This is a genomic window from Halogranum gelatinilyticum (assembly GCF_900103715.1).
Lineage (GTDB): Archaea > Halobacteriota > Halobacteria > Halobacteriales > Haloferacaceae > Halogranum > Halogranum gelatinilyticum.
On record NZ_FNHL01000002.1, the window covers coordinates 921,331 to 946,809 of the forward strand.

At 66.1% G+C, this 25,479-nt stretch carries 28 protein-coding genes and 1 pseudogene; 14 read left to right on the forward strand and 15 right to left on the reverse strand.

Annotated features, from left to right (window positions below):
- Window positions 1-5 precede the first annotated feature (5 nt).
- Window positions 6-281, reverse strand: coding sequence for a PadR family transcriptional regulator (locus BLR57_RS11185; protein WP_089697663.1), 276 nt, complete (start codon window positions 279-281; stop codon window positions 6-8).
- Between the two features lie 295 nt (window positions 282-576).
- On the opposite strand from BLR57_RS11185, the gene BLR57_RS11190 reads away from it, so the two are divergent.
- The 9 genes from BLR57_RS11190 to BLR57_RS11230 all read left to right on the forward strand — a co-directional run bounded on the left by BLR57_RS11190 (window position 577) and on the right by BLR57_RS11230 (window position 8,926).
- Entirely contained in the window at window positions 577-1,110 is a 534-nt protein-coding gene (locus tag BLR57_RS11190) for a DUF7344 domain-containing protein (RefSeq protein WP_089697591.1), read from the forward strand.
- A gap of 218 nt (window positions 1,111-1,328) precedes the next feature.
- Window positions 1,329-1,751: an NUDIX hydrolase gene (locus tag BLR57_RS11195; RefSeq protein ID WP_089697592.1), complete on the forward strand. Its 423-nt coding sequence runs from the start codon at window positions 1,329-1,331 to the stop codon at window positions 1,749-1,751.
- A gap of 316 nt (window positions 1,752-2,067) precedes the next feature.
- On the forward strand, window positions 2,068-2,619 hold the full coding sequence (locus BLR57_RS11200; RefSeq protein ID WP_089697593.1) for a DUF7344 domain-containing protein: 552 nt from the start codon (window positions 2,068-2,070) through the stop codon (window positions 2,617-2,619).
- Window positions 2,620-2,937: 318 nt separating this feature from the next.
- Complete coding sequence (locus BLR57_RS11205) at window positions 2,938-4,113, forward strand: sugar phosphate nucleotidyltransferase (RefSeq protein ID WP_089697594.1); 1,176 nt, start codon at window positions 2,938-2,940, stop codon at window positions 4,111-4,113.
- Window positions 4,113-5,930, forward strand: coding sequence for a glutamine--fructose-6-phosphate transaminase (isomerizing) (glmS, locus tag BLR57_RS11210; RefSeq protein WP_089697664.1), 1,818 nt, complete (start codon window positions 4,113-4,115; stop codon window positions 5,928-5,930). Before BLR57_RS11205 ends, glmS begins: the two co-directional genes overlap by 1 nt.
- A gap of 297 nt (window positions 5,931-6,227) precedes the next feature.
- Window positions 6,228-6,707 (forward strand): ArsR/SmtB family transcription factor, encoded by a 480-nt coding sequence (locus tag BLR57_RS11215; protein WP_089697595.1) that lies wholly within the window; start codon window positions 6,228-6,230, stop codon window positions 6,705-6,707.
- A gap of 54 nt (window positions 6,708-6,761) precedes the next feature.
- On the forward strand, window positions 6,762-7,013 hold the full coding sequence (locus BLR57_RS11220; RefSeq protein ID WP_089697596.1) for a hypothetical protein: 252 nt from the start codon (window positions 6,762-6,764) through the stop codon (window positions 7,011-7,013).
- Window positions 7,014-7,156: 143 nt separating this feature from the next.
- Entirely contained in the window at window positions 7,157-8,089 is a 933-nt protein-coding gene (locus BLR57_RS11225; RefSeq protein ID WP_089697597.1) for a calcium/sodium antiporter, read from the forward strand.
- A gap of 126 nt (window positions 8,090-8,215) precedes the next feature.
- Complete coding sequence (locus BLR57_RS11230; RefSeq protein WP_089697598.1) at window positions 8,216-8,926, forward strand: DUF998 domain-containing protein; 711 nt, start codon at window positions 8,216-8,218, stop codon at window positions 8,924-8,926.
- 25 nt (window positions 8,927-8,951) lie between these two features.
- Here the strand turns inward: BLR57_RS11230 and BLR57_RS11235 are convergent, their stop codons facing one another.
- The 6 genes from BLR57_RS11235 to BLR57_RS11260 form a co-directional block, all read right to left on the reverse strand.
- Window positions 8,952-9,410: a CopD family protein gene (locus BLR57_RS11235; protein ID WP_089697599.1), complete on the reverse strand. Its 459-nt coding sequence runs from the start codon at window positions 9,408-9,410 to the stop codon at window positions 8,952-8,954.
- Window positions 9,411-9,524: 114 nt separating this feature from the next.
- Entirely contained in the window at window positions 9,525-10,715 is a 1,191-nt protein-coding gene (gene glmU, locus BLR57_RS11240) for a bifunctional sugar-1-phosphate nucleotidylyltransferase/acetyltransferase (RefSeq protein ID WP_089697600.1), read from the reverse strand.
- Between the two features lie 65 nt (window positions 10,716-10,780).
- Complete coding sequence (locus BLR57_RS11245; protein ID WP_089697601.1) at window positions 10,781-12,967, reverse strand: alpha-L-rhamnosidase-related protein; 2,187 nt, start codon at window positions 12,965-12,967, stop codon at window positions 10,781-10,783.
- Between the two features lie 273 nt (window positions 12,968-13,240).
- Entirely contained in the window at window positions 13,241-13,588 is a 348-nt protein-coding gene (locus BLR57_RS11250; protein ID WP_211603222.1) for a DUF1801 domain-containing protein, read from the reverse strand.
- A gap of 4 nt (window positions 13,589-13,592) precedes the next feature.
- Complete coding sequence (locus BLR57_RS11255) at window positions 13,593-14,087, reverse strand: SRPBCC domain-containing protein (RefSeq protein ID WP_170830617.1); 495 nt, start codon at window positions 14,085-14,087, stop codon at window positions 13,593-13,595.
- Window positions 14,084-14,422 (reverse strand): ArsR/SmtB family transcription factor, encoded by a 339-nt coding sequence (locus BLR57_RS11260; RefSeq protein WP_089697603.1) that lies wholly within the window; start codon window positions 14,420-14,422, stop codon window positions 14,084-14,086. Before BLR57_RS11260 ends, BLR57_RS11255 begins: the two co-directional genes overlap by 4 nt.
- 361 nt (window positions 14,423-14,783) lie before the next feature.
- On the opposite strand from BLR57_RS11260, the gene lonB reads away from it, so the two are divergent.
- Window positions 14,784-16,862 (forward strand): ATP-dependent protease LonB, encoded by a 2,079-nt coding sequence (gene lonB / locus BLR57_RS11265; RefSeq protein ID WP_089697604.1) that lies wholly within the window; start codon window positions 14,784-14,786, stop codon window positions 16,860-16,862.
- Window positions 16,863-16,930: 68 nt separating this feature from the next.
- Here the strand turns inward: lonB and BLR57_RS11270 are convergent, their stop codons facing one another.
- Window positions 16,931-17,500 (reverse strand): cupin domain-containing protein, encoded by a 570-nt coding sequence (locus BLR57_RS11270; protein WP_244509989.1) that lies wholly within the window; start codon window positions 17,498-17,500, stop codon window positions 16,931-16,933.
- Between the two features lie 160 nt (window positions 17,501-17,660).
- Here BLR57_RS11270 and BLR57_RS11275 point away from each other — a divergent pair, with 160 nt between their 5' ends.
- Window positions 17,661-18,002, forward strand: coding sequence for a DUF7563 family protein (locus BLR57_RS11275; RefSeq protein ID WP_139173335.1), 342 nt, complete (start codon window positions 17,661-17,663; stop codon window positions 18,000-18,002).
- A gap of 53 nt (window positions 18,003-18,055) precedes the next feature.
- Here the strand turns inward: BLR57_RS11275 and BLR57_RS11280 are convergent, their stop codons facing one another.
- A complete protein-coding gene (locus BLR57_RS11280) occupies window positions 18,056-18,919 on the reverse strand; it encodes a phosphatase PAP2 family protein (RefSeq protein ID WP_089697607.1) in 864 nt (287 codons plus the stop codon).
- Window positions 18,920-18,985: 66 nt separating this feature from the next.
- Complete coding sequence (locus tag BLR57_RS11285) at window positions 18,986-19,207, reverse strand: hypothetical protein (RefSeq protein WP_089697608.1); 222 nt, start codon at window positions 19,205-19,207, stop codon at window positions 18,986-18,988.
- A gap of 43 nt (window positions 19,208-19,250) precedes the next feature.
- On the opposite strand from BLR57_RS11285, the gene BLR57_RS11290 reads away from it, so the two are divergent.
- A complete protein-coding gene (locus tag BLR57_RS11290) occupies window positions 19,251-19,739 on the forward strand; it encodes a toprim domain-containing protein (protein WP_244509990.1) in 489 nt (162 codons plus the stop codon).
- Window positions 19,740-19,751: 12 nt separating this feature from the next.
- Here BLR57_RS11290 and BLR57_RS11295 read toward each other — a convergent pair whose 3' ends face one another.
- Window positions 19,752-20,540, reverse strand: a complete 789-nt coding sequence (locus BLR57_RS11295; RefSeq protein ID WP_089697609.1) for a helix-turn-helix transcriptional regulator — start codon at window positions 20,538-20,540, stop codon at window positions 19,752-19,754.
- Between the two features lie 212 nt (window positions 20,541-20,752).
- On the opposite strand from BLR57_RS11295, the gene BLR57_RS11300 reads away from it, so the two are divergent.
- Window positions 20,753-21,703, forward strand: a complete 951-nt coding sequence (locus tag BLR57_RS11300) for a DMT family transporter (protein WP_089697610.1) — start codon at window positions 20,753-20,755, stop codon at window positions 21,701-21,703.
- A gap of 47 nt (window positions 21,704-21,750) precedes the next feature.
- Here BLR57_RS11300 and BLR57_RS11305 read toward each other — a convergent pair whose 3' ends face one another.
- The 4 genes from BLR57_RS11305 to BLR57_RS11320 all read right to left on the reverse strand — a co-directional run bounded on the left by BLR57_RS11305 (window position 21,751) and on the right by BLR57_RS11320 (window position 24,931).
- Window positions 21,751-22,140 (reverse strand): type II toxin-antitoxin system VapC family toxin, encoded by a 390-nt coding sequence (locus BLR57_RS11305; protein WP_089697611.1) that lies wholly within the window; start codon window positions 22,138-22,140, stop codon window positions 21,751-21,753.
- Entirely contained in the window at window positions 22,141-22,371 is a 231-nt protein-coding gene (locus BLR57_RS11310; RefSeq protein WP_089697612.1) for an AbrB/MazE/SpoVT family DNA-binding domain-containing protein, read from the reverse strand. It lies immediately after the preceding gene.
- A gap of 67 nt (window positions 22,372-22,438) precedes the next feature.
- On the reverse strand, window positions 22,439-24,667 hold the full coding sequence (locus tag BLR57_RS11315) for a glycoside hydrolase family 3 N-terminal domain-containing protein (protein WP_089697613.1): 2,229 nt from the start codon (window positions 24,665-24,667) through the stop codon (window positions 22,439-22,441).
- A gap of 90 nt (window positions 24,668-24,757) precedes the next feature.
- On the reverse strand, window positions 24,758-24,931 hold the full coding sequence (locus tag BLR57_RS11320) for a XapX domain-containing protein (protein WP_089697614.1): 174 nt from the start codon (window positions 24,929-24,931) through the stop codon (window positions 24,758-24,760).
- Window positions 24,932-25,186: 255 nt separating this feature from the next.
- On the opposite strand from BLR57_RS11320, the pseudogene BLR57_RS11325 reads away from it, so the two are divergent.
- A pseudogene (locus BLR57_RS11325) lies at window positions 25,187-25,479 on the forward strand (RNA-guided endonuclease InsQ/TnpB family protein); the annotation flags it as partial.

Here is a 25,479-nt window from a genome sequence, read left to right on the forward strand (position 1 = left end):
GTCGTTCACTCGGCGTCGAGAAACTGGCTCTCCCACGCCTGCCGCTGTTGGAGCGCTTGAATCCCTGCTTCCGAGATCTGGTAGTAGTTCGTTCGGCGGTCGTGCTGCCCCTTGGTGACGAAACCGCGGTCGACGAGCGTATCCAGGTTTGGATACAGCCGTCCGTGTTTGACTTCGCCGATATCTCGCTCGATGCGCTCTTTCACCATCTGCCCAGAGGGTTTGTCCAGGCCAGCGATGACGTACAAGAGGTCACGCTGGAAGCCGGTCAGTTCGAACAGACTCATCGTGGCTCCAGATTACACGCCATTGGATATTGTTAGCCACCGACGAACGGGGGAGAGAGCCGCTGTCACCGTACTTCGCTCGCGGGAACACATCGGTAACCGGGAAGACCGGCCTACGACGGGGGTCGCGCCGGGGCGGTACGGCCAGCCAACCGGGTACATTCAGTCCTACCGAACCGTCCGATAGTCCGGGAATAACCAAGTCACTAGGTGGTTTTCACAGGTGTATGAGATACCAGGCGTACCGGCAGTGGCCGCAACAGTCTACCGCCCGACTGTACGGTGCCGGATGACCCCGGACGGTGGGCAACTCTCGACGGACGCGCTGTTTCAGATTCTGGGCAACTCTCGGCGGCGCTTCATCATCCGCCAGCTCTACCGGACGGACCGCGACCTCGACTTGAAGGAACTCGCCGCCCAGATCGCGGCGGTCGAGGAGGGGATCGCGCCCGAGGCGGTCACGAACGAGGAACGGCAACGCGTGTACGTCTCGCTCTACCAGACGCATCTGCCGACGCTCACCGAGAGTGGACTCATCGACTACGACGAGGACCGACGGACGCTCTCGCTCAGACGCAACGCGCTCGAAGGCCACTGCGTGACGCCGTCGTCGACGCCGTGGCTGACGGGCTACGCGGTCGTCGCCGCCGCTGGTCTGCTGGTCGGTCTCGCGTTCTCGTTCGGACTGCTCGGCCTGCCACCGTCGGCCGCCGGGACCGCCCTGACCGGGTTGGGAGTCGTCCTCGGCGCGCTCGTCGCCGCCCAGTACGCCCGAGAGCGACGGCTCGCCGCGAAAGAGTGTCTCCTGTCGCTGGTGGAGTAACGTGAGCGACGGCGAGTGTCTGGCGTCGGTCGAGTAGCGTGAGCGACGGCGTGCGTCTGGCGTCGGTCGAGTAGCGTGACCGACGGCGAGTGTCTGGCGTCGGTCGAGTAGCGTGACCGACGGCGCGCCCCCCTGCCACCCCTTGCGTTCCTCCGGTGTCCCACAGTATCCGGTAGTCCGAGGATAACTTTGCAGGCAGACGGGCTAGAACAACACGTATGTCCCTCCAGCAACCCACACTCGTGCCGAAGGCCTGTGCCTACATCACGCGCAACGGCGGCCGGGAGCTGCTGGTGTTCCACGGGCCGGGACACGACGGCTTGCAGATACCGAAGGGCACAGTCGAGCCGGACGAGTCGCCGCGGCGGGCGGTCTACCGCGAGGTCACAGAGGAGTCGGGCTTGACCGACCTCGGCCGACCCGAACCGGTCGCTGCCGACGTATGGAAACGGCGCCGCGCTCGGCTGTATCTCCGGCACTTCTATCACTTCGCCGTCGAGGAACCCCGCGACACGTGGACGCACGTCGTGACGGGGACGGGCGAGGAGGTCGGCGACCGGTTTCACTTCTTCTGGGTCGACCTCCCGACCGACGAACCATTCGCGCTCGGACTCGACGACTATCTCTCGCGGTTAGACTGACCGACGCGACACCGTCGAAGGGCGTGTCGGCTACCGAATATTCACCCTTACACTGACAGTCAACCACGGCCCACAGTCTTTCAGACGAACTTGATAGTTGCAAAATTTGCGCCTACTAAATTGAGAAAATCACGCTGTGCGACTAACAGTCAATGATTTAATTATGTATGTCGAATAGAGAAGGTAGCTGTTGGGAGACGACCCAGGCATCCGATGCGACCCCCGCAAAACAGGATGTTAATACGGTCTCTCGCCGGTTATCGGCGACGAAACCCACATCAGACAGCACTGCGGCTACGGCCCAGGGGAAGGGAACATGGAACTTCAAACGCTCCACACAGATACCGTCAGCGGACGCACTAAACAGCGTCCCACAGAACCGCTCCTCTCGAAAGACGAACTCTTCGAGATCCTAAAGAACCAGCGTCGTCGCGACGCGCTTCGCTACCTGAAAGCGAACGACGGAACGGCGAAGCTCAGCGACATGGCAGAGTATATCGCGGCTAAGGAGAACGGCATCGACGTCGCCGCGCTCTCCTCCAGCCAGCGGAAACGCGTCTACATCGGGCTGTACCAGTGCCATCTGCCGAAGATGGCGAGCTTCGGTGTCATCGACTTCGACAAGGACCGCGGCACCATCGCCCTCTTACCGACGGCGTCGGTGCTCGACAGCTACCTCGAAGACGAGATCCCGACCGTCGGCTCGGTGTCGAGACTCCCAATCGCGGCCGCGGCCGCTGTCGCCGCCGTCGTCGGCGCGGGTCTCCTCGGCGTGCCGGTGCTCTCGGCCCTTCCTGCGACCGGTTGGGCCGTCGTCAGCACCATCGCCCTGCTCGTCCTCGCAGTGAGCGAGACGCTCTCCGAGTGACTTTGGCCAACAGGTCGGTAGTTCTTCTTCGATTTCTTCGATTATTGTGACCCACACCCAGCGACCGCCACTGCCGAGCAGGGTGACAGGCAGGTCCGACGCCAGAACACGAAGCACCGGGGAGGTCACCGTGGGTGACTGTGGAAGTCGCCGCCTGCCGCTGTTGAATTCGACCGACGGAGTGGCTGACTACCGCCGGTTTGGCACACCCTGACACGCCGCAAGCCGCCCTATAACAAAGCGACTTGCCGACCTGCGGTGCGATATGACTGTTCGACTCTTTCACAGGTCGACTGACGTCGTCGGCGGAGGCCGCCGATGACCGTCGACGACGCAGTTGTCATCAGCGACGCAGTGGTTCTCGCCGGCGGCGAAGGGCGACGGCTCAGACCGCTGACGACCTACCAGCCGAAACCGATGCTGCCCGTAGCGAACCGGCCGGTGCTATCGTACGTCCTCGACGCGCTCGTCGAGAACGGTATCGAGCGCGCGACGGTCGTCGTCGGCCACGGCAGCGACCGCATCCAAACGCAGTTCGCCGACGACTACCGCGGTCTCGCGCTCTCGTACGTCCACCAACGGCTGCGCCTCGGCAGCGGCCACGCGCTGGCGCAGGCCGTCGGCCGTGTCGACGGGCCGTTCCTCGTAGTCAACGGCGATACCGTCGTCGACGCCGCCGTCGTCCGGCAGACGATCGAACGCTACCGCGCCACCGACGCGGTCGCCACGCTCGCGGTGGCACACTCCGATACGCCCGAGGAGTACGGCGTCGTCATCACCGACCACGGGGTCATCGCCGACATCGACGAACATCCGACGGAGACGCGCGGCTACCTCGTCAACGTCGGCGTCTACGTCTTCTCGCCCGCCATCTTCGAGGCGTTGGACCAGCTGTCGCCGCGGAACGGCGAACTCCAGTTGACCGACGCCGTGGAGAAACTCGGCGGGCCGGTCACCAGCGTCCTCGTCACCGAGGGCTGGCTCGACCCGACGACGCCCTGGCAGCTCCTGGCCGTGACGGAGGCGTTGCTCGCGGGCGATGAGGTCGTCGTCGCCGACTCCGCGAACGTCCACGAGTCGGTCGTCATCGACGGTCCCGCGCTCATCGGCCCGGGCTGTGAACTCGCCGCGGGCGTCGTCGTCTGCGGCGGCACCTGTCTGCAGGCGAACGTCCACGTCGGTCCCGGAACGGTGCTCGACCGGACGCTCGTCTTCACCGACGCCCGCATCGGCGGCGGCGCGTGTCTCCGCGACTCCGTCGTCGGCACGGGCTGTGAGATCGGCGCGGGCACCGTCTCGCCCGGCGGCCGGGCGGACGTCGCTGGCGACGCTGGCTCACAGGACCGCCGGACCGGCGGCGTCGTCGCCGACCGCGCGGTCGTCGGCCCGAACGCGACGCTGTTGCCCGGCAGCAGCGTCGGTGCGTACGCCCGGGTGGGTCCGGCTGTGGTCGTCGACGGGGCGGTCAGCCAGGGAATGGAGGTGGCGTGCTGATGTGCGGCATCACCGCCTGTCTCCGCGCGGAAGGGAGCTTGGAGCCGATTCTCACCGGACTCAAGCGGCTGGAGTACCGCGGCTACGACTCCGCGGGACTCGCGGTCGTCAACGACAACCGTATCGGCCTGGTCAAACAGGCCGGCGAGGTCGACCTGCTCTCTAAACTCGTCGAATCGAAGGACATCGAGGGGACCGTCGGCATCGGCCACACCCGCTGGAGCACCCACGGGCCGCCGACGGATCTCAACGCCCACCCCCACACCGACGAACGCGGCTCGGTCGCCGTCGTCCACAACGGCATCATCGACAACTACGCCGCGCTGAAGTCGCATCTCGAACGCCGCGGCCACCGCTTCGCCAGCGACACCGATACCGAGGTCATCCCGCATCTCATCGAGGAGGAGCTGGACCAGGGGGCGTCCAATATGGAGGCGTTCCGGGCCGCCATCTCGGTGCTCGACGGCACCTACGCCGTCGCCGCGGTCTTCAGCGACGAACACGCCATCTACGCGACGCGCCACGGCTCGCCGCTGGTGTTCGGCGAGGGCGACGACGAGTGGTTCGTCGCCAGCGACGTGCCCGCCTTCGTCGAGTACACCAACCGCGTCCGCTATCTCCACGACGGCGACTACATCTACATCTCGGCCGACGGGTTCGAGATCACCGACGCCGACGGCGACGCCGTCGACCGACCCCTCGAAGAGATCGACTGGGACCCCGAGACAGCGGGGAAGTCGGGCTACGCCCACTTCATGCACAAGGAGATCCACGAGCAGCCCGAGTCGCTGCGCCGGACCATCCAGGGGCGGGTCAACAGTCTCACGGGCACCGTCGCGCTCGACGAGTTCCCGACCGATGCCTTCGCCGACGTCGAGCAGGTCCATCTCGTCGCGATGGGAACGTCTCATCACGCGGCGATGTACGCGGCGACGCTGTTGGCGGCACGGGGCATCCCGGCCTACGCCTTCATGGCCGGTGAGTACAGCCTCGCCCGGCCGCCGGTGACCGACCGGACGCTCGTCGTCGCCGTCTCCCAGAGCGGCGAGACGGCCGACACGCTCGACGCCGTCCGCCGGGCGCGGAGTGCGGGCGCGCGGACGCTGGCACTGACAAACGTCGTCGCCTCGTCGCTGACGCGGGAGTGTGACGACACGCTCCTCATCCGGGCCGGACCCGAGATCGGCGTCGCCGCGACGAAGACGTTCACCTCGCAGGTGACCGCGCTCGTACTCCTCTGTGAGCGGATCGTCGCCGACGCGACCGGGGCGTCGAGCCGCGAGAGCCGCGACCTCCTGGAGTCGCTGTCGCGGCTCCCCGGCGACGTGCAGGCCGTCCTCGACACCTCGACGGCCGAGGCGGTCGCCCGCGCCTACGCCGGGAGCGATGCGTACTTCTTCATCGGCCGGGGAATCGCCCACTCGGTTGCACTGGAAGGCGCGCTGAAGTTCAAGGAGATCTCCTACGAACACGCCGAGGGCTTTGCGGCCTCCGAGCTGAAACACGGGCCGCTCGCGCTCGTCACCGAACAGACGCCAGTCTTCGTGGTCTTCAGCGGCCGCCACGACGAGATGACGCTCAACAACGCGAAGGAGGTGCAGGCCCGCGGCGCGCCCGTCGTCGCGGTCACGAGCCGTACCGACGGCGAGATCGCCGAACTCGCCGACCACGTGCTCTCGATTCCGGAGACGCATCCGGATCTCGCGGGCGTCGCGGCCAACGTCCAGCTCCAACTCGTCGCGTACCACGCGGCGAACCTGCTCGGACGACCCATCGACAAGCCACGGAACCTCGCGAAGTGCGTGACCGTCGAGTGACGGCTGAACGTACCGTCACGCACCCTTGTCGAGCGATGACAGAGGTGCCATCACTCACTCTTGGCGAGTGACAGCCAAGTGTGCCGTCACGCACCGCTGTCGAGTGACGGCTGAACGTGCCGTCATTCACCCCCTATCGAGGGGAAAAATGTCACTGGGTTGCCTGGTATGGTGTGTAGACTCCTCGTTGAGCGCGGTTGTGACGTTCTTTAAAAATGACAAGCGTTCAAAATAAACGTCGTGTTAATGCAGAATAGGCAGTGATTGCCTAAGGACCTCGAAGCAGTAACTGGGTGTATGTTTACGACTTCCGGCCCGAGCGACAACAAGGGGTCGGAGGCTGATAGGACCGCACCCCTCCTCGACGTCCTCGGTGACGACGTTGCGCGGGAAATCCTACGGCTCGGTAACGGCCAGGTGATGACCGTCGAAACCCTCGCCGAGCACTGCAACGTCTCGGAGGCGACGGTCTACCGACGGCTCCGACAGCTCCACGACCTCGGCTTGGTCGAGAAATGCGCACAGTTCGAGGCAGGCGTCGTCACGCAAGGTGCGTACCGGACCACGATGGACAGCCTCGCAATCCGGATGACCGAGAACGGCCTCAGCGTCGAAACCGGCCCGCAGGACGAACTCGCCGAGGCGGTCGAGACCGTCCGCAACGCGATCGACATCGACGCCGTCAACTACGACCCGAAGGCGGACACCGTCCAGATCACCATCCGGCTCGACGGTGACGACCGCCTCAAGGCCTGCCTCGGCCGCTATCTCAAGTAACACGACGAACACGAGAACACGACGAACGCCACGAATACGACGAATACGACAAACATGACGAAGAGACCCCCACAGAAAGCGGACCAGTATCGATACGACAACGGGACCGTCGAGGTCGTCTTCGCGGTCGAAGACGGCCGCGTCCTCACCTTCCGAGAGTATCCCGACACCGACAGCTTCCAAGCCGCCGTCGGCGACGGCGAGTTCGACGGCGTCCATCCGGGCGTCGAGGAACTGCCGGGCGTCGAGGCGTTCCGTGACGACGACCCGGCCGAGGACGGCGAGTTCGCGAACGACAACGAGTGAGCCGCTCGGAGCGAGGGCGGTCACGACCCTCCGAGCGACGACAGGTGCGACACTCCGAACGATAGCGGTCGCTCCCGTCGAGCCGGTCCCCCGCGCGGTTCGGCAGAAACCGTGATAAGGCAGGGGTTCCTTTTTGAAACGAATTGACCGACCTGTTCGTCCCTGCACTGCTGTTCGCCGTCAGCATCCTCGGTCTCTGGCTCGGCGCGGAGTGGCTCGTGAGCGGTGCTGCGGCCATCGCTCGTCGCTTCGGGATCTCGGAACTGGTCATCGGTCTCACGGTCGTCGCCTTCGGGACCGGTCTGCCCGAGGCCGTCGTGACCATCGACGCGGCCATCACGGGTCGCCCGGACATCGCCGTCGGCAACGTCGTCGGGAGCAACATCGTCAACATCGCGGTCGTTCTCGGCGTCGTCGCGATCATCCGCGCCGCACCCGTCTCGCGTTCGCTCGTCCGCCGTGACGGGACCGCGCTCGTCGCGACGACCGTCCTCGCCGTCATCGCCGCGGCCGACGGCAGCTTCTCGCGGCTGGAGGGCGGTCTCCTCCTCACGCTGTGGCTGGGCTATCTCTGGTGGCTCTTCCGCAACCACGGCGGAAGCTCGGCACGCAAACGGGGGCCGAGCGACACCCGCGCACTCGCGCTCGCCGCCGCCAAGCTCGTCGTCGGTCTCGTCGTCGTCGTCGGCAGCGGCGCGGTCCTCGTCGACGCCGCGACGACGCTCGCGCGGAGCTTCGGAATCTCCGAGTGGACCATCGGCGCGACGGTCGTCGCCGTCGGCACGTCGACGCCGGAACTCGTCGTCTCGTTGCTCGCGCTGTACCGCGGCCGTACCGGTCTCTCGCTCGGCAACGTCATCGGGAGTAACATCGTCAACCTCTTCGGCGTCCTCGGCGTCGCCGCCGCCATCCAGCCCATCACGGTCAACCCGGCCGCCTTCAGCGGGATGCTGTGGCTGCTCGCGCTCGTCGGCGTCTTCGTCGTCGCGCTGTGGACCGGCCACCGACTCTCGCGAGTCGAGGGGGGCGCGCTGTTGAGTTCCGAGGTCGTCCGATGGGTGCTCGGCTTCGGGTGACTGGCGTCGGTTCCACGTCGGCTCCCGCCGTTGGCGACGCCGAGTTCGACGGCTACTTCTTACCGTGTGAGAACCGTCTGTGGCCGTTATCGCCGATGCGAGCCAACTGATACTGAGGTGTTTACCATGTCTACGACCACTCGTCGACGCGGAGAGTACAGCCTCCGAACACGGCTCGCGGGAGTCGACAGCAGCTTCGTTGCGGGCGCGTTGTTCTTCGGTTTCGCCGTCGTCGCCATGATGGGAATCATCACCGCCGAGGCGTTCTATCCGGGATACAACGCCGGTGTGCAGGAGATCAGCGACCTCGGTGCGACGCGGCCGCCGGACAGCGTCATCCTCCAGCCCTCGGCGACCATCTTCAACACGACGATGCTCGTTTCGGGGCTGCTCGTGGTCGGTGGGACCTACTTCGTCCACCGGGCGTTCGGTGACCGAGCGATGACCGCGGTTCTCGCGCTCCTCGGTATCGGTCTCCTCGGTGTCGGCGTCTTCGACGGCAGTGAGGCCCCGATGCACGGGCTGGCCGCCATGCTCACGTTCGTCGCCGGAGGAGCCTCCGCCATCATCGCCGCGCGTCTCATCCGGACGCCGTTCCGGTACGTCTCGGTCGCCATCGGCGCGTTCGTCCTGCTACTCATCGCGAGTCTCATCGGCTTCGGCGTCGCGGGCGTCGTCCATCCGATGGCACCGCTCGGCGCGGGTGGAATCGAACGCTACGTCGCGTATCCGACGCTCCTGTGGTTCCTCGGCTTCGCTGGCTACCTGATGGCTCCGTCGGCCGAGTTGGAGCCAGCGACGGCCGAACCGACGTCGGCGACGGCCGACGGAGAGTGAGAAGTCGGCTGGAAGCGGGCCGCAGCTAGAACGGCAGGCCGCCGAGCAGCAGTCCGGCGTCGACGAGCAGCAAGAGCGCGACGACGGCCGCGGCGGTGAAGAAGGGCTTGGCGTCGTGGGCGGGCGTGCGGACCTTGTTCTGGTCGAGACCGTCGGTCAGCTTGCTCGACCCGATCTCGACGAGCGCGGCGAGGACGAACCACAGCGCGACCATCGCGAGGACGAGATAGCCGCGCGGCGTGCCGAACAGCGACTCGGCGGTGTAGCGCGTCCCGGCGAGATGGCCGCCCGAGAGGAGCAAGAACAGCGCGCTGGCTCGTGAGACAATCGTGAGTTTACCGACGATGGCACCCAGTGGACCGGCGTTGACCTCCCCGGAGACGGCCGTCGGGAGGACGGCGTAGGCGGTGAACAACACGCTTCCGGTCCAGAGTCCCGCGAAGAGCAGGTGGGCACTGGCCATGACCGAGTCGATGACTGACATACGCTGGCTTCGGATGGCCGTGACTTAGAAGGGGCGATACCGGCCCACGGCGTGGTGGTCCGCGCCAGCGCGACCCGGATTCGATCTCGCTCCAACGCGCCCGGTACGGTCGCCCTACCGGTCGCGTGTGACGACTTCGCCCGGCGCGACGCGAGCGTCCGTCGAGAGGACGACCCCGGCGTTGAGACTCACGTTGATCCCGGTTTTCGCGCCGTCGCCGACGACGACGCCGAACTTCCGGCGACCCGTCGAGACGCGCTCGCCCTTCACGGTCAGCTTCACCGGCTGGTCGTCGTGCCGGAGGTTCGCGACCTTCGTGCCCGCGCCGAAGTTGACGTCCCGACCGAGGATGCTGTCGCCAACGTAGCCGAGATGGCCGACCGTCGCGCCCTCCATGAGGACGCTGTTCTTGACCTCGACGGCGTGGCCGACTTTCGCGCCCGCGCCGACGACGGTCGCCCCTCGGACGTAGGCGTTCGGGCCGACCGAGGCCCCCTCGCGAATCAGGGCCGGGCCTTCGACGACGACGCCCGCGTCGACCGTCGCGCCCTCCTCGACGACGACATCCCCTCGGAGGTCGGCGTCCGCGTGGACGTCGCCGCTAATGTCGCGCTCCAGTTCCTCGACCTTCCACTCGTTGGCTTCGAGGAGTTCCCACGGACGGCCGACGTCCAGCCAGCGCGAGAAGGGGACGGACTCGACGCTGTACTCGTTGCAGGTGCGTTCGAGGACGTCCGTCAGTTCGAGTTCGCCGCGCTCGCTCTCGCCGACGGCGAGCCAGTCCTGTGCCTCGGCGGGGAAGACGTACGCGCCGGTGTTGATGAGGTTCGACGGCGGATCCGGGGGTTTCTCGACGACGCCCGTGACGCGTCCCGACTCCGTGGTCTCCAAGACGCCGTAGTTCGAGGGGTTGTCGACGCGGTAGGAGCCGACGGCGGCGTCCGCGTCGTAGAGCGTCGACAGCGACTCGTGGTCGTAGAGCGCGTCGCCGTTGAGGACGACGAACGGTTCGTCGCTCGCGAGGTCGTCGGCCGCGGCGCGGACCGCGTCGGCCGTCCCGCGCTGTTCCGCTTGGACGGCGTAGCTGATGGCGGTGTCCTCGAACTCGTCGCCGAAGTAGTCGCGCACGTCATCGGCCTCGTAGCCGACGACGAGGGCGATGGAGGACGCGCCTGCCGCGATGGCGGCCGAGACGGTGTGGCCGACGAGCGGCCGGTCGGCGACCGGCAACATCGGTTTCGGACGACGCGCGGTCAGCGGCCGCATCCGGGTTCCCTCTCCTGCGGCGAGGACGACTGTCTGCATAGGCGAGAGAAGACGAGGTGGTCGAATAGTGTTTCCGCTGTCCGGTCGGCCGCACGTGGCGTCTCTCAGGCGGGGGTCGGCTGCTCGAACTCCGCCGGTGGGAACGCCAGCAGGCTAGCGTAGTAGAACAGCAGTTGTGTGAACGTGTGCGGCTGGGAGACGGCCGTCAGCACCCGTCCGTCCTCGCGAATCCACGCCTCGCCGAGGACGTGCGTGTCGGGCGTGGCGTGGTTGTGGGCGATCCACCGGACGCCGTCGCGGACGCGGGTCATCTTCTCGGGGTCGTCGGCCCAGCCCGTCGCCAGCGCGATGAGCGCGCGGGACTCGTACATCCCGAAGCGTCGCTCGCCTGCTTCGGGTTCCCGGAACGACGGCTCGATTGCGTCCCAGAGATGGTCGAGATGTCGTCGCATCCGCGGATGGTCCGTCGGCGCGAACCGCGCGGGCCACGCGACGGTGGTGTTGCCGCCGGTGCCGGGGAGGATGGGCAACGCACGGAAGATGTCGGGGACGTAGTGGTGTTCGAGGACGTGGTCGAGCGGCGACTTGCCGCGGCTGTAGGCACCTGCCTCGGGGTCCCAGAGATGGGCGTCGATGGCCGTCTTGAGTTCGTCGCGGCGACGACGGTAGCGGGCGGCGTCCTCGACCGCGTCGAGCGCGCGGGCAGCCTTCAGCGCGGAGTTGAGCGCGAGCCAGACGGTGCTCGCGCCGTGGATGGTGCGGGAGGGGACGATGTTGTCGTCCTCGTGGGCCGCGCGGTGCAGGCCCGTCGCGGCGTCGCGGTAGCCCGCGAGGAAGTCCGCGCCGCGCTTGATTGCCGGATAGACCTCTCGCAGGTAGCCTTCGTCGCCCGTCGCACGGTAATGGTCCCAGAGCGTCCAGACGGCGAGTCCGGTCTGGTCGATCTCCCACGGGATGGGCCCGCCCGCGATGCCGTCGGCGTAGTAGTTCATCAGCCAGTTGCCCTTCGGGACGAGCGCGTGGCCGAAGAACCGCCGCTCCTCGGACCGCTGGAGCGAGGCGTACCAGCGGTTGCGCTTGTCGACCCACTCGGGCAACCCGACGAGATTGAGGACGTGGTTACAGAACGCGCCGTCGCGCGGCCAGTCCTGCGCGTAGGGGCTCTGCGTGGCGATGGAGGCGACGATGGCTCCCGACTCGCGGTCGTAGTTGGTCACGAGCGTGACGAGCGCGCGCATGGCCGTCGCCCGGACGGCTGCGTCGTCGGTCTCGGGCAGCGGCGCGTCGCCGAGGAGCTCGTCGAACCACGCCGCCTTATCCCGGCGGATGGTCGCCGGGTCCCACTCGCGGGCTGTTTCGAGGAGGTCCGAAACCCCACCACGGCTCTCGTCGGCTGCGACGAGGAGCGTCGCAGTGGCGGTATCGTCATCTCCGAACCCCAGCCGCGTCGAGAGCGCGGCCGTCGGCTTGCCGCTGTGGGCGTCGTGGTTCGGCAGGTCGCCGTCGCTGGCGCGCTCGTAGGCGTCGTGGGCGTCGCGAGCGTCGGGACCGACGCGCTCACGGCGGGCCGCGAAGGCGTCCGCGCCGACCTGGTGACGCTCGCTCGGCCGGTCGAAGCCCATCGCGAGCGCGACCTGTCGGCGGTCACACGTCGACTCGTCGACGCCGCGTTTGGTGGCGACGACGGCGTCGACGTCGGGGCGGTACCGGGCGTGCGTCCGGTCTCCGGGATGCCGACGGAGGTCGTGAATCGGGTTCTTCGGCTTCTTCGACACCCCGAGATGGAAGTGCGCGAAGGCGACGAGGTCGGCGGCGACGACCGGCGAGTCGGCGTCGCGGTGGACGGTCACCTCGCGGACCAACACGTCGGCGTCGGCGGCGACGGTGTCGACGACGCGGACGGTCAGGCCATAGTGTCCAGAACGGTGTTCCGTGACGACGGTGTCGCTTCCCTCCGTCTCGTACCACTGTGTCGTCCCCCAGTCGCGGAGCCACGTCGTCTCACGCGTGTCGCCGAGGTCGAGGCGGAGTCCGAGAAACGCCCCCTCGTTCGGATGCGCGCCGAAGCGCGGGGCGTCGCGGCGGGTGGTGTGGTACTTGACGTGGTTGAAGAAGGAGGGGCGGGGCCATCGGAGGACGGTGACGGTCCCCTCTCGGTTGAGCGCGACCGAGAGCCGGCCATTGCCGGACTGGGCGTTGATGTCGGTCGGGCCGAAGAACTCCGGCGCGTCGCCGAGGCTGAGCGGTGGGACGAGGGAGGTGAGTCGCTGACGGAGGGAACCGGTAACCATTGCGAGACGTAGGGGTGTGAGAGGGATAACGTCGCTGGCAGATACCCTCGAGACGGGCGATAGCTGCGTTCTCCCCGGTGTTTGTTCCACGCCGAAATGGCAAGGAGGTGGAAAGTGACTCTGTTGAAGCCCATTGAAGCGGACACAAACGGCGTGCTGGAGATAGTGGGTGAGTTTTGCACGGCCCGCTCGTTCAATTCAGAAATGTCCGTCTGGATCAACCGGTACGTCGGACTGCATACAGTACAAATATGTCGTATAGACAGCGTGAGCTTAGGTTACGGCCTTTCGCACGATCTCTGAGAGCTTCTCCTCGGTCGCATCATCTAATTCAGTGAAGTACCACGAGGCTTCGATGAGTTGATGTGACGCGTCCTCGTTGACGGAGAGGTTCGCGTCTTCTGTCAACGCGAACGACATATACCCTTTCTCGGCATTGAAGAAGCATACGACCTTGCCGTCCTTTGCGTACGCTGGCATACCGTACCACGTTCTGGGTGTGAGACCCGGCCCACTATCCATGATGAGCTCGTGGAAACGTTCGCCCACTTCGGGGAAGGGTGCTTCCATCTCCGCGATTGCCTCACGTACTTCTGCTTCTCCATCAGTCGTATCGGCCATACAATCAGCCCTCCACTTGGCCAGCGAGCTTTTTGAGGGAATCTTCCCAGGCATCCGCGACCCCGTACTCCTCGATATCGACATCCTGGGAGATACCTTCTAAACGAAGAGTGACCTCGGTCCCGTCAGGAACACTATCCAGAGTAATCGTCACGGTACTGTGATCACCACCCTCATCTGTCTCCTCGATCCAGACGATCTTCTCACCGCGTACCAGTTCCCGATAAGTGCCTTCGAACGTGTGAGAGTACTGCTCCATCCCCTCTGCTTCGCCGACATTCTCGATACGGAAGGATCCTCCCTCCTCAGCCTCGACCTCTTGAACATCGGCGCGGAATCCTTCTGGAGCTGCCCACATAGCCATGTCCACAGGATTCAGGAAGGCCTCGTAGACTCGTTCACGGGGTGCTTTGATCACACGGTTTACAGTGATACTCTGTCCCCGGCCCACTGGATACTCCGTCGTCGATGCATCGCCTTCGTTGGGATTGTTTGTCATTGATTTTCGTTCTCCAGATGATTGGCCAGCGCGTCCAAGCGGTCCTCCCAGAAGACCCGGTACTGGGTTAACCATCCGAACGCCGCGGAAAGCGGCACGGCATCGAGGTGGCAGCGACGAACGGTACCATCCTTCGTGACGTCGATTAAACCAGCGTCTTCTAGCACACGCAAGTGCTTGGAGATGGCAGGGAGGGAAACGTCGTGAGGCTCGGCTAGGTCACTCACGCTCTCGGGACCGTCGGTTAACTGTTCGAGGATAGACCGACGGATCGGGTGTGAGAGTGCCTGGAAGACCGCATCGAGATCCAGGTCGTCTGGCTCCTGTTCAACCATCCGGTCGAGAATACGGTATCAGACTATTTAACCATCTAGTTAAATTGCGGCTATACCATTCTCAACAGTGATCAAACCCGATTTCGAGAATAGAACCGAAACCGTCTGGCGGACAGCCTGGATGCAGCTAGTGAATGGGTACATCTCTCAGCACACGTCACTGTGGACAGGTATCGGTAACTGCAACTTTCAGCTCGGTAACTGCCTTATCTGTACGTAGTAATTCCATCATTACGATTTGATAACTGTTGGTGTGACCGACTGGTGCGTTCTATTCACCACGACCCGAACAGACTATCAGAGGGAGTTTCAATGGAGCCTGGAAAGTATATATTCTCACGGCGCGTAATGTTGACGTTCTATGCCTGCCGATTCACCCAGTGACAGCACTTCACACGATGGAGTGCGAGAGGATCACTCACACGCCGACGCGGTCCCCGGCCCCGAGCCGACGGCCACCGACACCGACAGCGGTGCCGTGGCGGTCGACGACGGCCACGACCGCGGGCTGTCGCCGCCGGGCGTCGCCGAGACCGACGCCGAGTTGGACCCCGAAGTACTCGACCTCCTCGGTGGCGTCCCCATCGCGACGACCGCCGACGTCGAGGTCCCCGAGCGGCTCATCGACCAGGTCATCGGCCAGGAGCGCGCCCGCGACGTCGTCACGAAGGCGGCCAGCCAGCGTCGCCACGTGATGATGATCGGCTCGCCCGGCACGGGCAAGTCGATGCTCTCGAAGGCGATGACCGAGCTGTTGCCCAAGGAGTCGCTTCAGGACGTGCTCGTCTACCACAACCCCGAGGACGGCAACCAGCCGAAGGTTCGGACGGTCCCGATGGGCAAGGGGAAACAGATCATCGAGGCTCACAAGGAGGAGGCCCGGAAGGCCGGACAGTTCCGCAACCTCATCATGTGGGGACTCATCGCCGTCGTGCTCATGTACTCGCTACTCATCGCGGGCGAGTTCCTCCTCGGCATCCTCGCGGCGGGGATCGTCTTCCTGCTGTTCCGCTACGGCTCGCGCCGCGGCTCGGCGGCGATTCCGAACCTCATCGTCACGACGGACGACGACGCGACCGCCCCGTTCATCGACGCGACGGGTGCCCACGCTGGGGCGTTGCTCGGCGACGTTCGCCACGACCCATACCAGTCCGGCGGTCTCGAAACGCCGAGTCACGACCGCGTCGAACCCGGCGCGATTCACAAGGCCAACAAGGGCGTGCTGTTCATCGACGAGATCAACACGCTCGACATCCGCTCCCAGCAGCATCTGCTGACGGCGATGCAGGAGCGGGAGTTCTCCATCACCGGCCAGTCCGAGCGCTCCTCGGGCGCGATGGTCAAGACCGAACCCGTCCCGACGGACTTCGTGCTCGTCGCCGCTGGCAACCTCGATGCGATGTCGCATATGCACCCGGCACTCCGGTCGCGCATCAAGGGCTACGGCTACGAGGTCTACATGGACGACACCATCGAGGACAGCGCCGAGATGCGCCAGAAGTACGTCCGGTTCGTCGCCCAGGAGGTGGCCAAGGACGGCCGTCTGCCGCCCTTCACCAACGATGCGGTCGCCGAGGTCATCCTCGAAGCCCGCCGCCGCGCGGGACGGAAGGGCCATCTGACCCTCGAATTCCGTAACCTCGGCGGACTGGTGCGCGTCGCTGGCGACATGGCCCGCGGCGAGGACTCGCCCGTGACGACCCGTGAGCACGTCCTCGACGCGAAACGCCGCGCGCGCAGCATCGAACAGCAGATCGCCGACGAGTACATCGAGCGGCGCAAGGACTACAACATCTCGATGACCGAGGGCTCGGTCGTCGGCCGGGTCAACGGGCTGGCGGTCATGGGCGAGGACTCCGGTATCGTCCTGCCCGTCATGGCCGAGGTGACGCCCTCACAGGGTCCCGGCTCGGTCATCGCGACCGGCAAACTCCAAGAGATCGCCCAGGAGGCCGTCCAGAACGTCTCGGCTATCATCAAGAAACTCTCCGGGACGGGTCTCAACGGCAAGGACGTCCACATCCAGTTCGTCCAGGCCGGACAGGGCGGCGTCGACGGCGACTCCGCATCGGTCACCATCGCGACGGCGGTCATCAGCGCGCTGGAGGACCTCGGCGTCGACCAGTCGACGGCGATGACCGGCTCGCTCTCGGTGCGTGGCGACGTGCTTCCCGTCGGCGGCATCACCCACAAGATCGAGGCCGCGGCGAAGGCCGGAATGAAGACGGTCATCATCCCAGCAGCCAATCTGCAGGACGTGATGATCGAAGACGAGTACAAGGAACTCGTCGACATCGTCCCCGTCACCCACATCAGCGAGGTGCTGAAACACTCGCTGGAAGGCTCGCCGGACATGGATTCGCTCGCCTCGCGGGTCGCGGAGTTCACCGACACCGTCCTCGACGGCGTCGGCCGCGGCGGCAGCCCGAACCCGCAGTAGGCGGGCTGCGCGACGACCGACTACGAATACCGAATACGGACTTTTTTGGCCGAGAGCGACACGGACAGCTAAGCCGACACCGGCGGCGCGTCGAACGTCGCCCCACAGCCGTCGCAGGCGACGACCGGACGGCCAGCGTCGCCGACGGTCGCCCGTAACTCCTCGCTCGCACACTCGGGGCACGGGTCGGGGTCGTGGTCGACACCGCAGGCCGGACAGCCGAAGGTCAGGCCGTCCTCGGTGTCGAGTCGCAGGGTCGAATCGTCGCAGGTCGGGCACGGAAACGGAATCCTGACGTCGTCGGTCGCCCGCGGCGCGCCGACGGCGAGGACGACGAGGGTCTCGTCGCCCGCGTTCCGCCCGGACTGGAACGTGCCGGGCGCGAACCGCACGGCCTCGCCCGTGGTGACCGTGACGACGCCGTCGAGCGTCTCGAACGTGGCCTCGCCCTCGACGACGTAGAACAGTTCCTCCTGGTCGACGTGGGCGTGCAGGCCGCCTGGAAGGCTCTCCTCGGGCGCGATTCGGTACCAGTTGCACGCGACGGCCGTCGTCGCCAGCGACTCCCCGAGGTCGACTCGCTCGACACCCGGCCCGAGCGTGGCGCGTTCGGCGTCGTCGAGTGTGCAGCGGTTCACGCCGACGGCTGCGACCGGCGGTAGCAAAAGGGTTTGGCCGAGCACTGCTCGCTCGCCCCGTTCGGCCCGGTCGACCCGGTCGGTATGTGGCCCATACCACGGCGTACGGTACGGATACTTAGGACCCATGCGACCGTCCCACATGGCGGTGGGAAGAGAGATGCCAGAATGTGCAACCTGTGAGGAATACGTTTCGCCCGACTTCGTCCGCGTGTTCGGAGACAACAACCGCGTCGTCACCGCCTGTCTGTCGTGTCGGGGGGCCAAGCCCGAGCCTGACCAATCGGCCGGGCCAGCCGAGACAGCCGAGTACAACGCGTCGGAGACAGAGCAGGCCGACGACACCGAGTACGAACCGGAGCCGTACAGCCACGAGGCGGACCCGGCAGAGCCAGCCAGTGCGTCCCAGCGCGTGGACGTGACCGAACCCGAGACGGCGGCGACAGCGACGGGAGGCGGCTCCTCGCCGATGTCGTTCCTCCGGTCCGTGTTCCTCCGGTAGTCCGACGACCACGAGACTGTTTTACTGACCCGATACACCCCAGAGCGACCGCACTACGTCCGTGCGGGGAGCGCGGTACGCCACTGCCACTCGGTCGCCAGCGGGAGGAGGAGAATCCCGGCGACGAGGACGAGGTTGGCGAGGACGTGGACCGCCGCCGTCCCCACGAAGCCGGTCACGAGACCGTCGAGGAGAAGCTCCTGACCCGTCTGGAGCGCGACGACGAAGCCGACGCCGACGACGGCGAGGACGCCGCGTTCGAGCCGGGAGCCGGGTGACGGTAGGTCGTCGAGTTTGTAGCTCCCGAGAACACCGCCGAGCGAGCCGCCGAGTGCGACGAGCGTCTCCGCACCGACGCCGACGACGGCGAGTGCCGGAAGCGACGCGACGGCCGCGATAGCGAACCCGCGCCGCGGGTCGCCCCGTGTGACGCGCCACATGACGAGGAGGAGCGCGAGACCGACACCGAAGCCGACGAGCACGTCGCCGAGATAGTGGACGCCGATGACGACGCGAGAGAGACCGATCAGCAGTGCGATGGCGGTGGCGGCGGCGACGCCGCGCCACGACCGGAACCGCTCCGTCGCGAGCACGAGTCCGCCGTAGACGACGACGCTGGCGACGGCGTGGCCGCTCGGGAAACCGTAGGGGTCGGCGTCGTGGGCGACGAACTGGACCGAGGCGGGCGGTCGCGGGAGACCGAGTCCCGCCTTGAGCGCGAGCGTGACCGCGAGGGCGGTCAGCGTGAAGCTGACCACCAGTGCAGTGGGTCGGCGGTCGCCCACCCAGTAGAGCACGGAGAGGAGGAACACGAGCCCCGTCGCGCCGCCGAAGGCGGTGATTACGGCGAAAACCGCGGCCAACTCCGGTGGAACTGCCTCCCTGATGAGCGCGCTGACCTCGACGAGCCGGACCATAGGGGGCGATTGGGACAGGAGTGCATGAAACTGTCCGTCTTCGAGACTGTCGGCGACGCGGGACGGTCAGGGCAACAGCGGGAGCAGATCCAAGAGCGTCTGTTTCACTCGCTCGCTGTCCAGTCGCAACACGAGAAGGAGGACGAGAAAGACCACGAGACCAGCGACCAGCGACGACGCCAAGTTCGTGCCAGCCGGCTCGGTGAAGTACCATGTCACTACTACGACGCCGGTAGTGAGCAGTACGAACGCCGACTTTCGGGGCGTGTATCCGGCGATAGCGGGCATACGTTTCTCGGTGTTCTATTCGGAGTGAGAGACAAACAAATTTGTGGGCGAACGTGCGGCCCTGCAGCGATTTTCGACCGAACCCGACGAGGTTCCGACCGACCGCGACGACGGCCACCGTGAACTACACCCGTCCACGGACCCAACCACACTCGTGACGTACCGACGGCCGCCGACGTGGCGGACAGACCTCCTCGCGCTCGTCGCGGAACTCGACGACGCCGTCGACGCTGCCATCGTGGAGGGACCGAACGACCGGCGCGGCCTCCGAACGGCGGGGTTCACGAAGCGCGTCTACACCTGCTCGGAAGCGGGCGGGCTGGCCGCTCTCGCTTCCCGTATCGACGAGGACCGAGTGGTCATCCTGACCGACTTCGACCCCGCTGGCCGGCGGCTGAACGCCCGACTGCGCGAACTCCTCGACGACTCGCAGGTCGACCCCGAGTGGCGGCGGAAGGTCGGCGCGGCACTGACGCCACACGGCCGTCGGGATATCGAGTCGCTGAACAACCTCTTTCGACACCGGTGGTAGCCTCGCCCGCTCTCAGAGGTCGTCGGGGTCCAACGGCGTCGCGTCGTCCCAGTACCGCTCGAAGCGTTCTGTCGCCCAGCCGTGGACGGCCTCGTCGGTGACGTCGAGCGAGGCCTGGAGCAGGCCGTTGTCGTCGCGGAGAAACAGGTGGACCGTGTCGTCGGCGACGGTCGCTGCCAAAGGGACCGCCTCGTCGGTGATGCGGATCTCGACCGTCTCGGTCTCCAGGAGTTCGAGCAGCCGCGCCCGCAACTGCGAGTCGTCGGCGAGCGCGTCGATGGCACTCGCGGCGAAGACGCCCCGGAAGGTCTGGGCTCCCTCTGCGGTCCGGTCGTGGATCACGTCGAGGCTCTGCTCGTTGAACGCGTAGGAGAAGATGTGGACGTCCTCGGCCTCGCCCAGGAGGTCGAGTGCCCGCTTGACCGGCGCGTTCGGCCGCACCTGACTCGGCGTGGTGACCGTCGCCGACGAGAGCCGCCGGAGGTCGAAATCGAGTGCCTCAGTCGGGAGCCACCGGACGACGCCCCGCAGCGTCGCCTCGGTGTCGAGGACGTCCAAGAGGTCCTCGAAGCCTGCCGCGACCAGCTGCCCCGTCGCCGTCGCGACGTAGTCGCTGCCCTCGCGGACGACCCACGTCCGCTCGGTGAAGTCGCCGAGAATCCGCCCGAGCGTGGGCTGGGAGGCGTCGGTCAACTCCGCGAGTTCGCGCCGCGTCCGTGGCTCCTCGGCCAGCAGCGTCAGGACCTCGACGCGGTTGGGCGAGAGCGCGAGAAACTCGATCTCCTCGAGTGCCGATTCCATGGCCGCCTCTTCGCCGACGACTCCTAAAGCGGTTTCGAGTCGTGAAAGAGTTTCACGGTGTGAACCCCCACTGCCGTGGTCGGCTCGTTTCTTCGCGTGAAACGGTTTCTGGCCAACGGTATGGGTGAACAGCCCGTTTCTCCAGATATGAGTGAAGATTCGAGTCGGGGCGACGCGGCCGGTCCGGCCGTGGTCCCACGGGGTGGTGTGCAGTGGTGAGCCGGCGCGCGCTCGGCTTCTTCGCGCTCGCCAGTGTCTTCTTCGGCGGGACGTTCGTGGCGGCGAAGGCGGGCCTGGAGTTCTTCCCGCCGCTCCTGTTCGTCGCGCTGCGGTTCGACGTCGCCGCGGCCGTCTTGGCCGTGTACGTCGTCGCCACGACGCCGCGGAGCGACCTGCTTCCCAAGACGCGCGGCGACCTCCTCGGCATCCTCGCAACCGGCGGCCTCGCCATCGGTCTCGCGAACGCCCTGCTGTTCGTCGGCCAGCAGTACGCCTCCAGTGGCGTGGGGGCCATCGTCTTCAGCCTCAACCCCATCCTGACGCCCGTCTTCGCGGCCCTCCTCCTCGCCGACGAGCGGCTCTCGGCCCGTGGCGCGCTCGGCATGGCTATCGGTCTCGTCGGCGTCGCGCTCGTCATCGACCCGAACCCGGCGAACCTCCTCGGCGGCGACGCGTTCGGGAAGGCAATCCTCTTCGCCGGTGCCGCGAGTGGCGCGCTCGGCAGCGTCCTCATCCGCTGGGCCGACGGCGACCTGTCGAGTACGGTTCGGACAGCGTGGGCACTGCCGGTCAGCGCGCTCATGACCCACGCGTTCAGTTGGGGTGCGGGCGAGTCTGCGGCGGCCATCTCGTGGACGCCCGGCGCGTTCCTCGCGCTCGGCTACGTGGGTATCTTCGCTGGGGCCATCGCCTACATCGCCTACTTCGGCCTGCTCGACGAGGTCGGCGCGATTCAGGGGAACCTCGTGTTCTACGTCGTCCCCGTCGTCGCGACCCTCGGCGGCGCGGCACTGCTCGGCGAGTCGGTGTCGACGCTGACGCTCGTCGGCTTCGCGACCATCTTCGCCGGCTTCGCAGTGCTCGGTAGCGAGTCCATCGAGACCGAAGTCGAGCGCGTGTGGAAACTCATGGTGGCGCGCGAGGCGTCGACCGAATCGGTCTGAAAATCCGCACGTCTCGGTGTTCACAAGGAGTCCGCACGTCTCCCAGTTCAGGACTGAGAATCCGACTCGTCCCCGACCGCCTTCAGGTCGAGTCGCGGCGCGAACGATTCGTACGTCTCGTCGCTCGACACGATCGTGTCCCCGTCGGCTTCGACGAGGTGAAGCGCGTCGAACGGCGTAAAGCCGTGGTCTTCGACGTACGTTGCGGCCGTGACGACGGTATCCACGTCGCCTCGTACGTCGAGTAACGCAGCCGCGTTCGTGACGACTCGCTCGGTATCTCGCCCCTCACGGTAGGCGACCATCAGGAGTTCGATGAGTGTGAACTGAGACGTCCACAGCTCGTCTCTGTGGTCGCGGTAGACGGTCTCTGCGGCGTCGCCGAGCCAGTCGTCGTCCTTGATGAGTGCCAGGAGGAAGTCCGTCTCTGCGTACATTCAGCGGCCAGCCTCGTCGAGCACTGCGTCGCGTGCGTCTTGGCGGAGTTCCTCCGCCGACTTCTCGACGTCCGCGAACTCCGAACGGAGGGCATCGAGCGGGTCGTCCTCGATCGGAATCAGTTTGATACCGTCGTGGAGTTGGACGATGTGGTAGCGTTCGCCGTACCGTTCACGGACCTCTTTGGGGAGCGTGAGACGACCGCGGCCGTCCAGGGTCGCTTCGGACATGGTCGGAGAGTGGGTGGGCAGAGACAAGAGTCTTCCCCGAAACTGGCTCTTTACCCACTCGTGCGGCTCACTCGACCAGCTCGAACGTCTCGACGGCGATGATGTCGTCGGCCGCGTGGCCGACCTGTATCTCGAATTCACCGGGTTCGGCGGCGTACTCTTCTGCTGCTGTCCAGAACGACAGATCACTCGTCGTCAGCTCGAAGGAGACGGTCGCGGACTCGCCAGCGTCGAGGTTGACATTCTCGAAGCGGACCAGCTCTTGGACAGGGCGCGCCCGGCTGGCGACGGGGTCTCGGAGATAGACCTGTACAACTTCGGTTCCGGCACGGTCGCCGGTGTTCTCAACAGTCACGTCGACGGTGAGCGTCTCGTCGGCGGTGACGGTCATCGCGTCCAGCGAGACGTCGGTGTAGGCGAACTCCGTGTAGCTCTCGCCGTGGCCGAAGGCGTACAGCGGTTCGTTCGGGATGTCCAGATACCGCGAGAGATACTTGTCGGCCTGGCCCTGGGGGAACTCCGTCAGGTCCACGTCGGTCTCCTCGGGCGGGCGGCCGGTCTGCAGCCGGTTGTAGTAGACCGGGATCTGCCCCTCGGTGACGGGGAAGGTCATCGGCAGCCGACCAGACGGGTTGTGGTCGCCGAGGAGGACGTCGGCGACGGCCGGACCGGCTTCGACGCCGGGGAGCCAGGCTTCGAGAATCGCCGGGACGTGTTCGGTCTCCCAGTCGATGGCCAGCGGCCGGCCGTTGAACAGGACGGCGACGACGGGCGTCTCCGTCTCGACGAGTGCGTCGAGCAGCGCGCGCTGGTCGCCGGGGAGGTCCAGATGGGCGCGACTCGCCGCCTCGCCGCTCTGGCTGTAGCGTTCGCCGACGGCGACGACGGCGACGTCCGCGTCGGCGACGGCGTCGACCGCCGCGGCCAACTGGTCGTCCGTGACCGAGCCGTCGCGGTCACAGCCCTCGGCGTACGTCAGCCCCCCGACACGCTCGTCGAGCGTCGTCTTGAGCGTCGTCACGTCCTCGGGTCTCCCCTCGGCGCGCCACGCGCCGAGCATATCGGTCGCGCTGTCGGCGAGCCCGCCGACGAGCGCGATTTCCTCAGTTTCGTCCAGCGGCAACAGGTTGTCCTCGTTCTTCAACAGCACTTGCGACTCGCGGGCAACCTCGCGGGCCGCCTCGCGGTGGTCGTCGCTGAGGAGTCGCTTCGACTTGCGGTCCTCGTCGAAGTAGCGGTAGGGGTCCTCGAACAGCCCGAGGACGCCCTTGACGACCAGCAGGCGGCGGACAGCCTGGTCGACGAGTTTCTCGTCGACGACGCCGTCTTCGACGAGTCCCACGAGTTCGGTCGCGTAGGCTCCGCTGACCATGTCGACGTCGGAGCCGGCTTCGATGCAGGCCCGTGCGGCCTCGCGCAGGTCGCCCGCGACGCCGTGTTGCATGAGTTCGCCGAAGGAGTTCCAGTCGGAGACGACGAGGTCTTCGAACCCCAACTCGTCGCGCAGCAGTTCGTCGACGAGTGCCTCGTTGCCGCTGGCCGGGATGCGGTCGTAGACGTTGAAGGCGTTCATGACGCTGCCGACGCCCGCCTCTAAGGAGGCCTCGAACGGCGGGAGATGAACCTCACGGAGGGCGGTCTCCGAGAGGTCGACGGTGTTGTACTCGCGGCCCGCTTCGGCGGCCCCGTAGCCGACGTAGTGTTTCGCACACGCGAGGACCGTGTCGTCGGCCGCGAGGTCGTCGCCCTGGAAGCCGCGGACGCGCGCCTTCGAGACCTCTCCCGAGAGATACGGGTCTTCGCCCGCCGCCTCCATAACCCGCCCCCAGCGCGGGTCGCGGCCGACGTCGACCGACGGCGCGAACGTCCAGTGAATCCCGCTCGCAGCCGCCTCGGTCGCGGCGACGCGGGCCGACAGTTCCGCCATCTCGGGGTTCCACGACGCCGCCTCGCCGAGCGGAATCGGGAAGATCGTCCGCTGGCCGTGGATGACGTCGAACGCGACGACGAGCGGGATGCCGTGGTCCGACTCCTCGACGGCGAGTTCCTGAAGCCGTCGGGCCTCGTCGAGACCCCCGACGTTGAGCACCGAGCCGATGTCGCCGTCGAGCACGCCCTGTTCGACGTCCATGTCGCCGACGGCGGTCCCCGTCGCGAAGTCGGCGTTGAGCTGGTTCAGCTGGCCGACCTTCTGTTCGAGCGTGAGTTCCGAGAGGAGCGTCTCGACGCGTTGCTCGATTGCGGCCCGTCGCTCGGACGAGCACTGCGCGAGCAACGACTGCGTCTGCGTGTCCATGTGCCGTAGGGTCGCCCCGTCAGTATAAACGGCCGGCTCTTCGACAGGAACCGTCGAAACAACCCATTCGAGACGAACTGTCGGGAGAACTCAGAAGAGCGCGACCATCGCCCACTCGACGACGCGGTAGCCGAGGAAGACGCCGACGACGCCCATGACGCCCGCGAAGTTCGGCGGCGCGGGGATGGGGACACCAGCCGCGTTGAACACCGCACCGGTCAGCATTCCAGTCACCGTCGCCAGAAGAACGAGTGTGAGATCCATTCGTACTCGGACAAGCGAGTCGCCGCTCAAAGCCGTTGCGAGAACGCCCGCACTGTGTGCCGGAGAGTCACGAGACGGCGTGTCGTGACAGCCCCTCTCGGTGGTGGCGGTTCACAGAGAAAAAAAGAGGAAGCCCACGAGTTTACTCGTGGGAGGAATCCGACAGTCCCCTTCACCACCCACGAGCGATACAGTCCGACTCCCACACGACAATCGTATACATTATAAAGAAACACTCTAATATGTGAAGTACCGATGGAGGTGATTCGCACCGTCAAAGTCAAACTCGACATACTCGACGAGCGGTGCGACGACCTCCATCAGACCAAAGACCAGTTCCTCCACTGTGCGAACACCACCGCAGAGTGGGCGTGGAGACACCCGAACGACTACTGCGTCACCTCGAAACAGAAAGCCGAGAAAGCCCTCTACGAGCGACTTCGCAACGAGACGGAGTTGACTGCGAACCTCGTCCAGAAGGGGATTCGGCGTGCTATCGAGGCCACCAAAAGCGGTGTCGCCCGTCTCAAGAAAGGCGACAACACCAG

Bases quoted from the DNA above. Each gene is read 5' to 3' on its own strand.
- BLR57_RS11295 (WP_089697609.1), bottom strand. From the start codon at position 20,540: ATGGAATCGGCACTCGAGGAGATCGAGTTTCTCGCGCTCTCGCCCAAC.
- BLR57_RS11200 (WP_089697593.1), top strand. From the start codon at position 2,068: ATGGAACTTCAAACGCTCCACACAGATACCGTCAGCGGACGCACTAAA.
- BLR57_RS11195 (WP_089697592.1), top strand. From the start codon at position 1,329: ATGTCCCTCCAGCAACCCACACTCGTGCCGAAGGCCTGTGCCTACATC.
- BLR57_RS11190 (WP_089697591.1), top strand. From the start codon at position 577: ATGACCCCGGACGGTGGGCAACTCTCGACGGACGCGCTGTTTCAGATT.
- BLR57_RS11205 (WP_089697594.1), top strand. From the start codon at position 2,938: ATGACCGTCGACGACGCAGTTGTCATCAGCGACGCAGTGGTTCTCGCC.
- BLR57_RS11285 (WP_089697608.1), bottom strand. From the start codon at position 19,207: ATGCCCGCTATCGCCGGATACACGCCCCGAAAGTCGGCGTTCGTACTG.
- BLR57_RS11280 (WP_089697607.1), bottom strand. From the start codon at position 18,919: ATGGTCCGGCTCGTCGAGGTCAGCGCGCTCATCAGGGAGGCAGTTCCA.
- BLR57_RS11230 (WP_089697598.1), top strand. From the start codon at position 8,216: ATGTCTACGACCACTCGTCGACGCGGAGAGTACAGCCTCCGAACACGG.
- BLR57_RS11320 (WP_089697614.1), bottom strand. From the start codon at position 24,931: ATGGATCTCACACTCGTTCTTCTGGCGACGGTGACTGGAATGCTGACC.
- BLR57_RS11260 (WP_089697603.1), bottom strand. From the start codon at position 14,422: ATGGTTGAACAGGAGCCAGACGACCTGGATCTCGATGCGGTCTTCCAG.
- BLR57_RS11235 (WP_089697599.1), bottom strand. From the start codon at position 9,410: ATGTCAGTCATCGACTCGGTCATGGCCAGTGCCCACCTGCTCTTCGCG.
- BLR57_RS11255 (WP_170830617.1), bottom strand. From the start codon at position 14,087: ATGACAAACAATCCCAACGAAGGCGATGCATCGACGACGGAGTATCCA.
- glmS (WP_089697664.1), top strand. From the start codon at position 4,113: ATGTGCGGCATCACCGCCTGTCTCCGCGCGGAAGGGAGCTTGGAGCCG.
- BLR57_RS11310 (WP_089697612.1), bottom strand. From the start codon at position 22,371: ATGTCCGAAGCGACCCTGGACGGCCGCGGTCGTCTCACGCTCCCCAAA.
- BLR57_RS11250 (WP_211603222.1), bottom strand. From the start codon at position 13,588: ATGGCCGATACGACTGATGGAGAAGCAGAAGTACGTGAGGCAATCGCG.
- BLR57_RS11315 (WP_089697613.1), bottom strand. From the start codon at position 24,667: ATGGACACGCAGACGCAGTCGTTGCTCGCGCAGTGCTCGTCCGAGCGA.
- BLR57_RS11275 (WP_139173335.1), top strand. From the start codon at position 17,661: ATGCCAGAATGTGCAACCTGTGAGGAATACGTTTCGCCCGACTTCGTC.
- glmU (WP_089697600.1), bottom strand. From the start codon at position 10,715: ATGCAGACAGTCGTCCTCGCCGCAGGAGAGGGAACCCGGATGCGGCCG.
- BLR57_RS11220 (WP_089697596.1), top strand. From the start codon at position 6,762: ATGACGAAGAGACCCCCACAGAAAGCGGACCAGTATCGATACGACAAC.
- BLR57_RS11215 (WP_089697595.1), top strand. From the start codon at position 6,228: ATGTTTACGACTTCCGGCCCGAGCGACAACAAGGGGTCGGAGGCTGAT.
- lonB (WP_089697604.1), top strand. From the start codon at position 14,784: ATGCCTGCCGATTCACCCAGTGACAGCACTTCACACGATGGAGTGCGA.
- BLR57_RS11305 (WP_089697611.1), bottom strand. From the start codon at position 22,140: ATGTACGCAGAGACGGACTTCCTCCTGGCACTCATCAAGGACGACGAC.
- BLR57_RS11245 (WP_089697601.1), bottom strand. From the start codon at position 12,967: ATGGTTACCGGTTCCCTCCGTCAGCGACTCACCTCCCTCGTCCCACCG.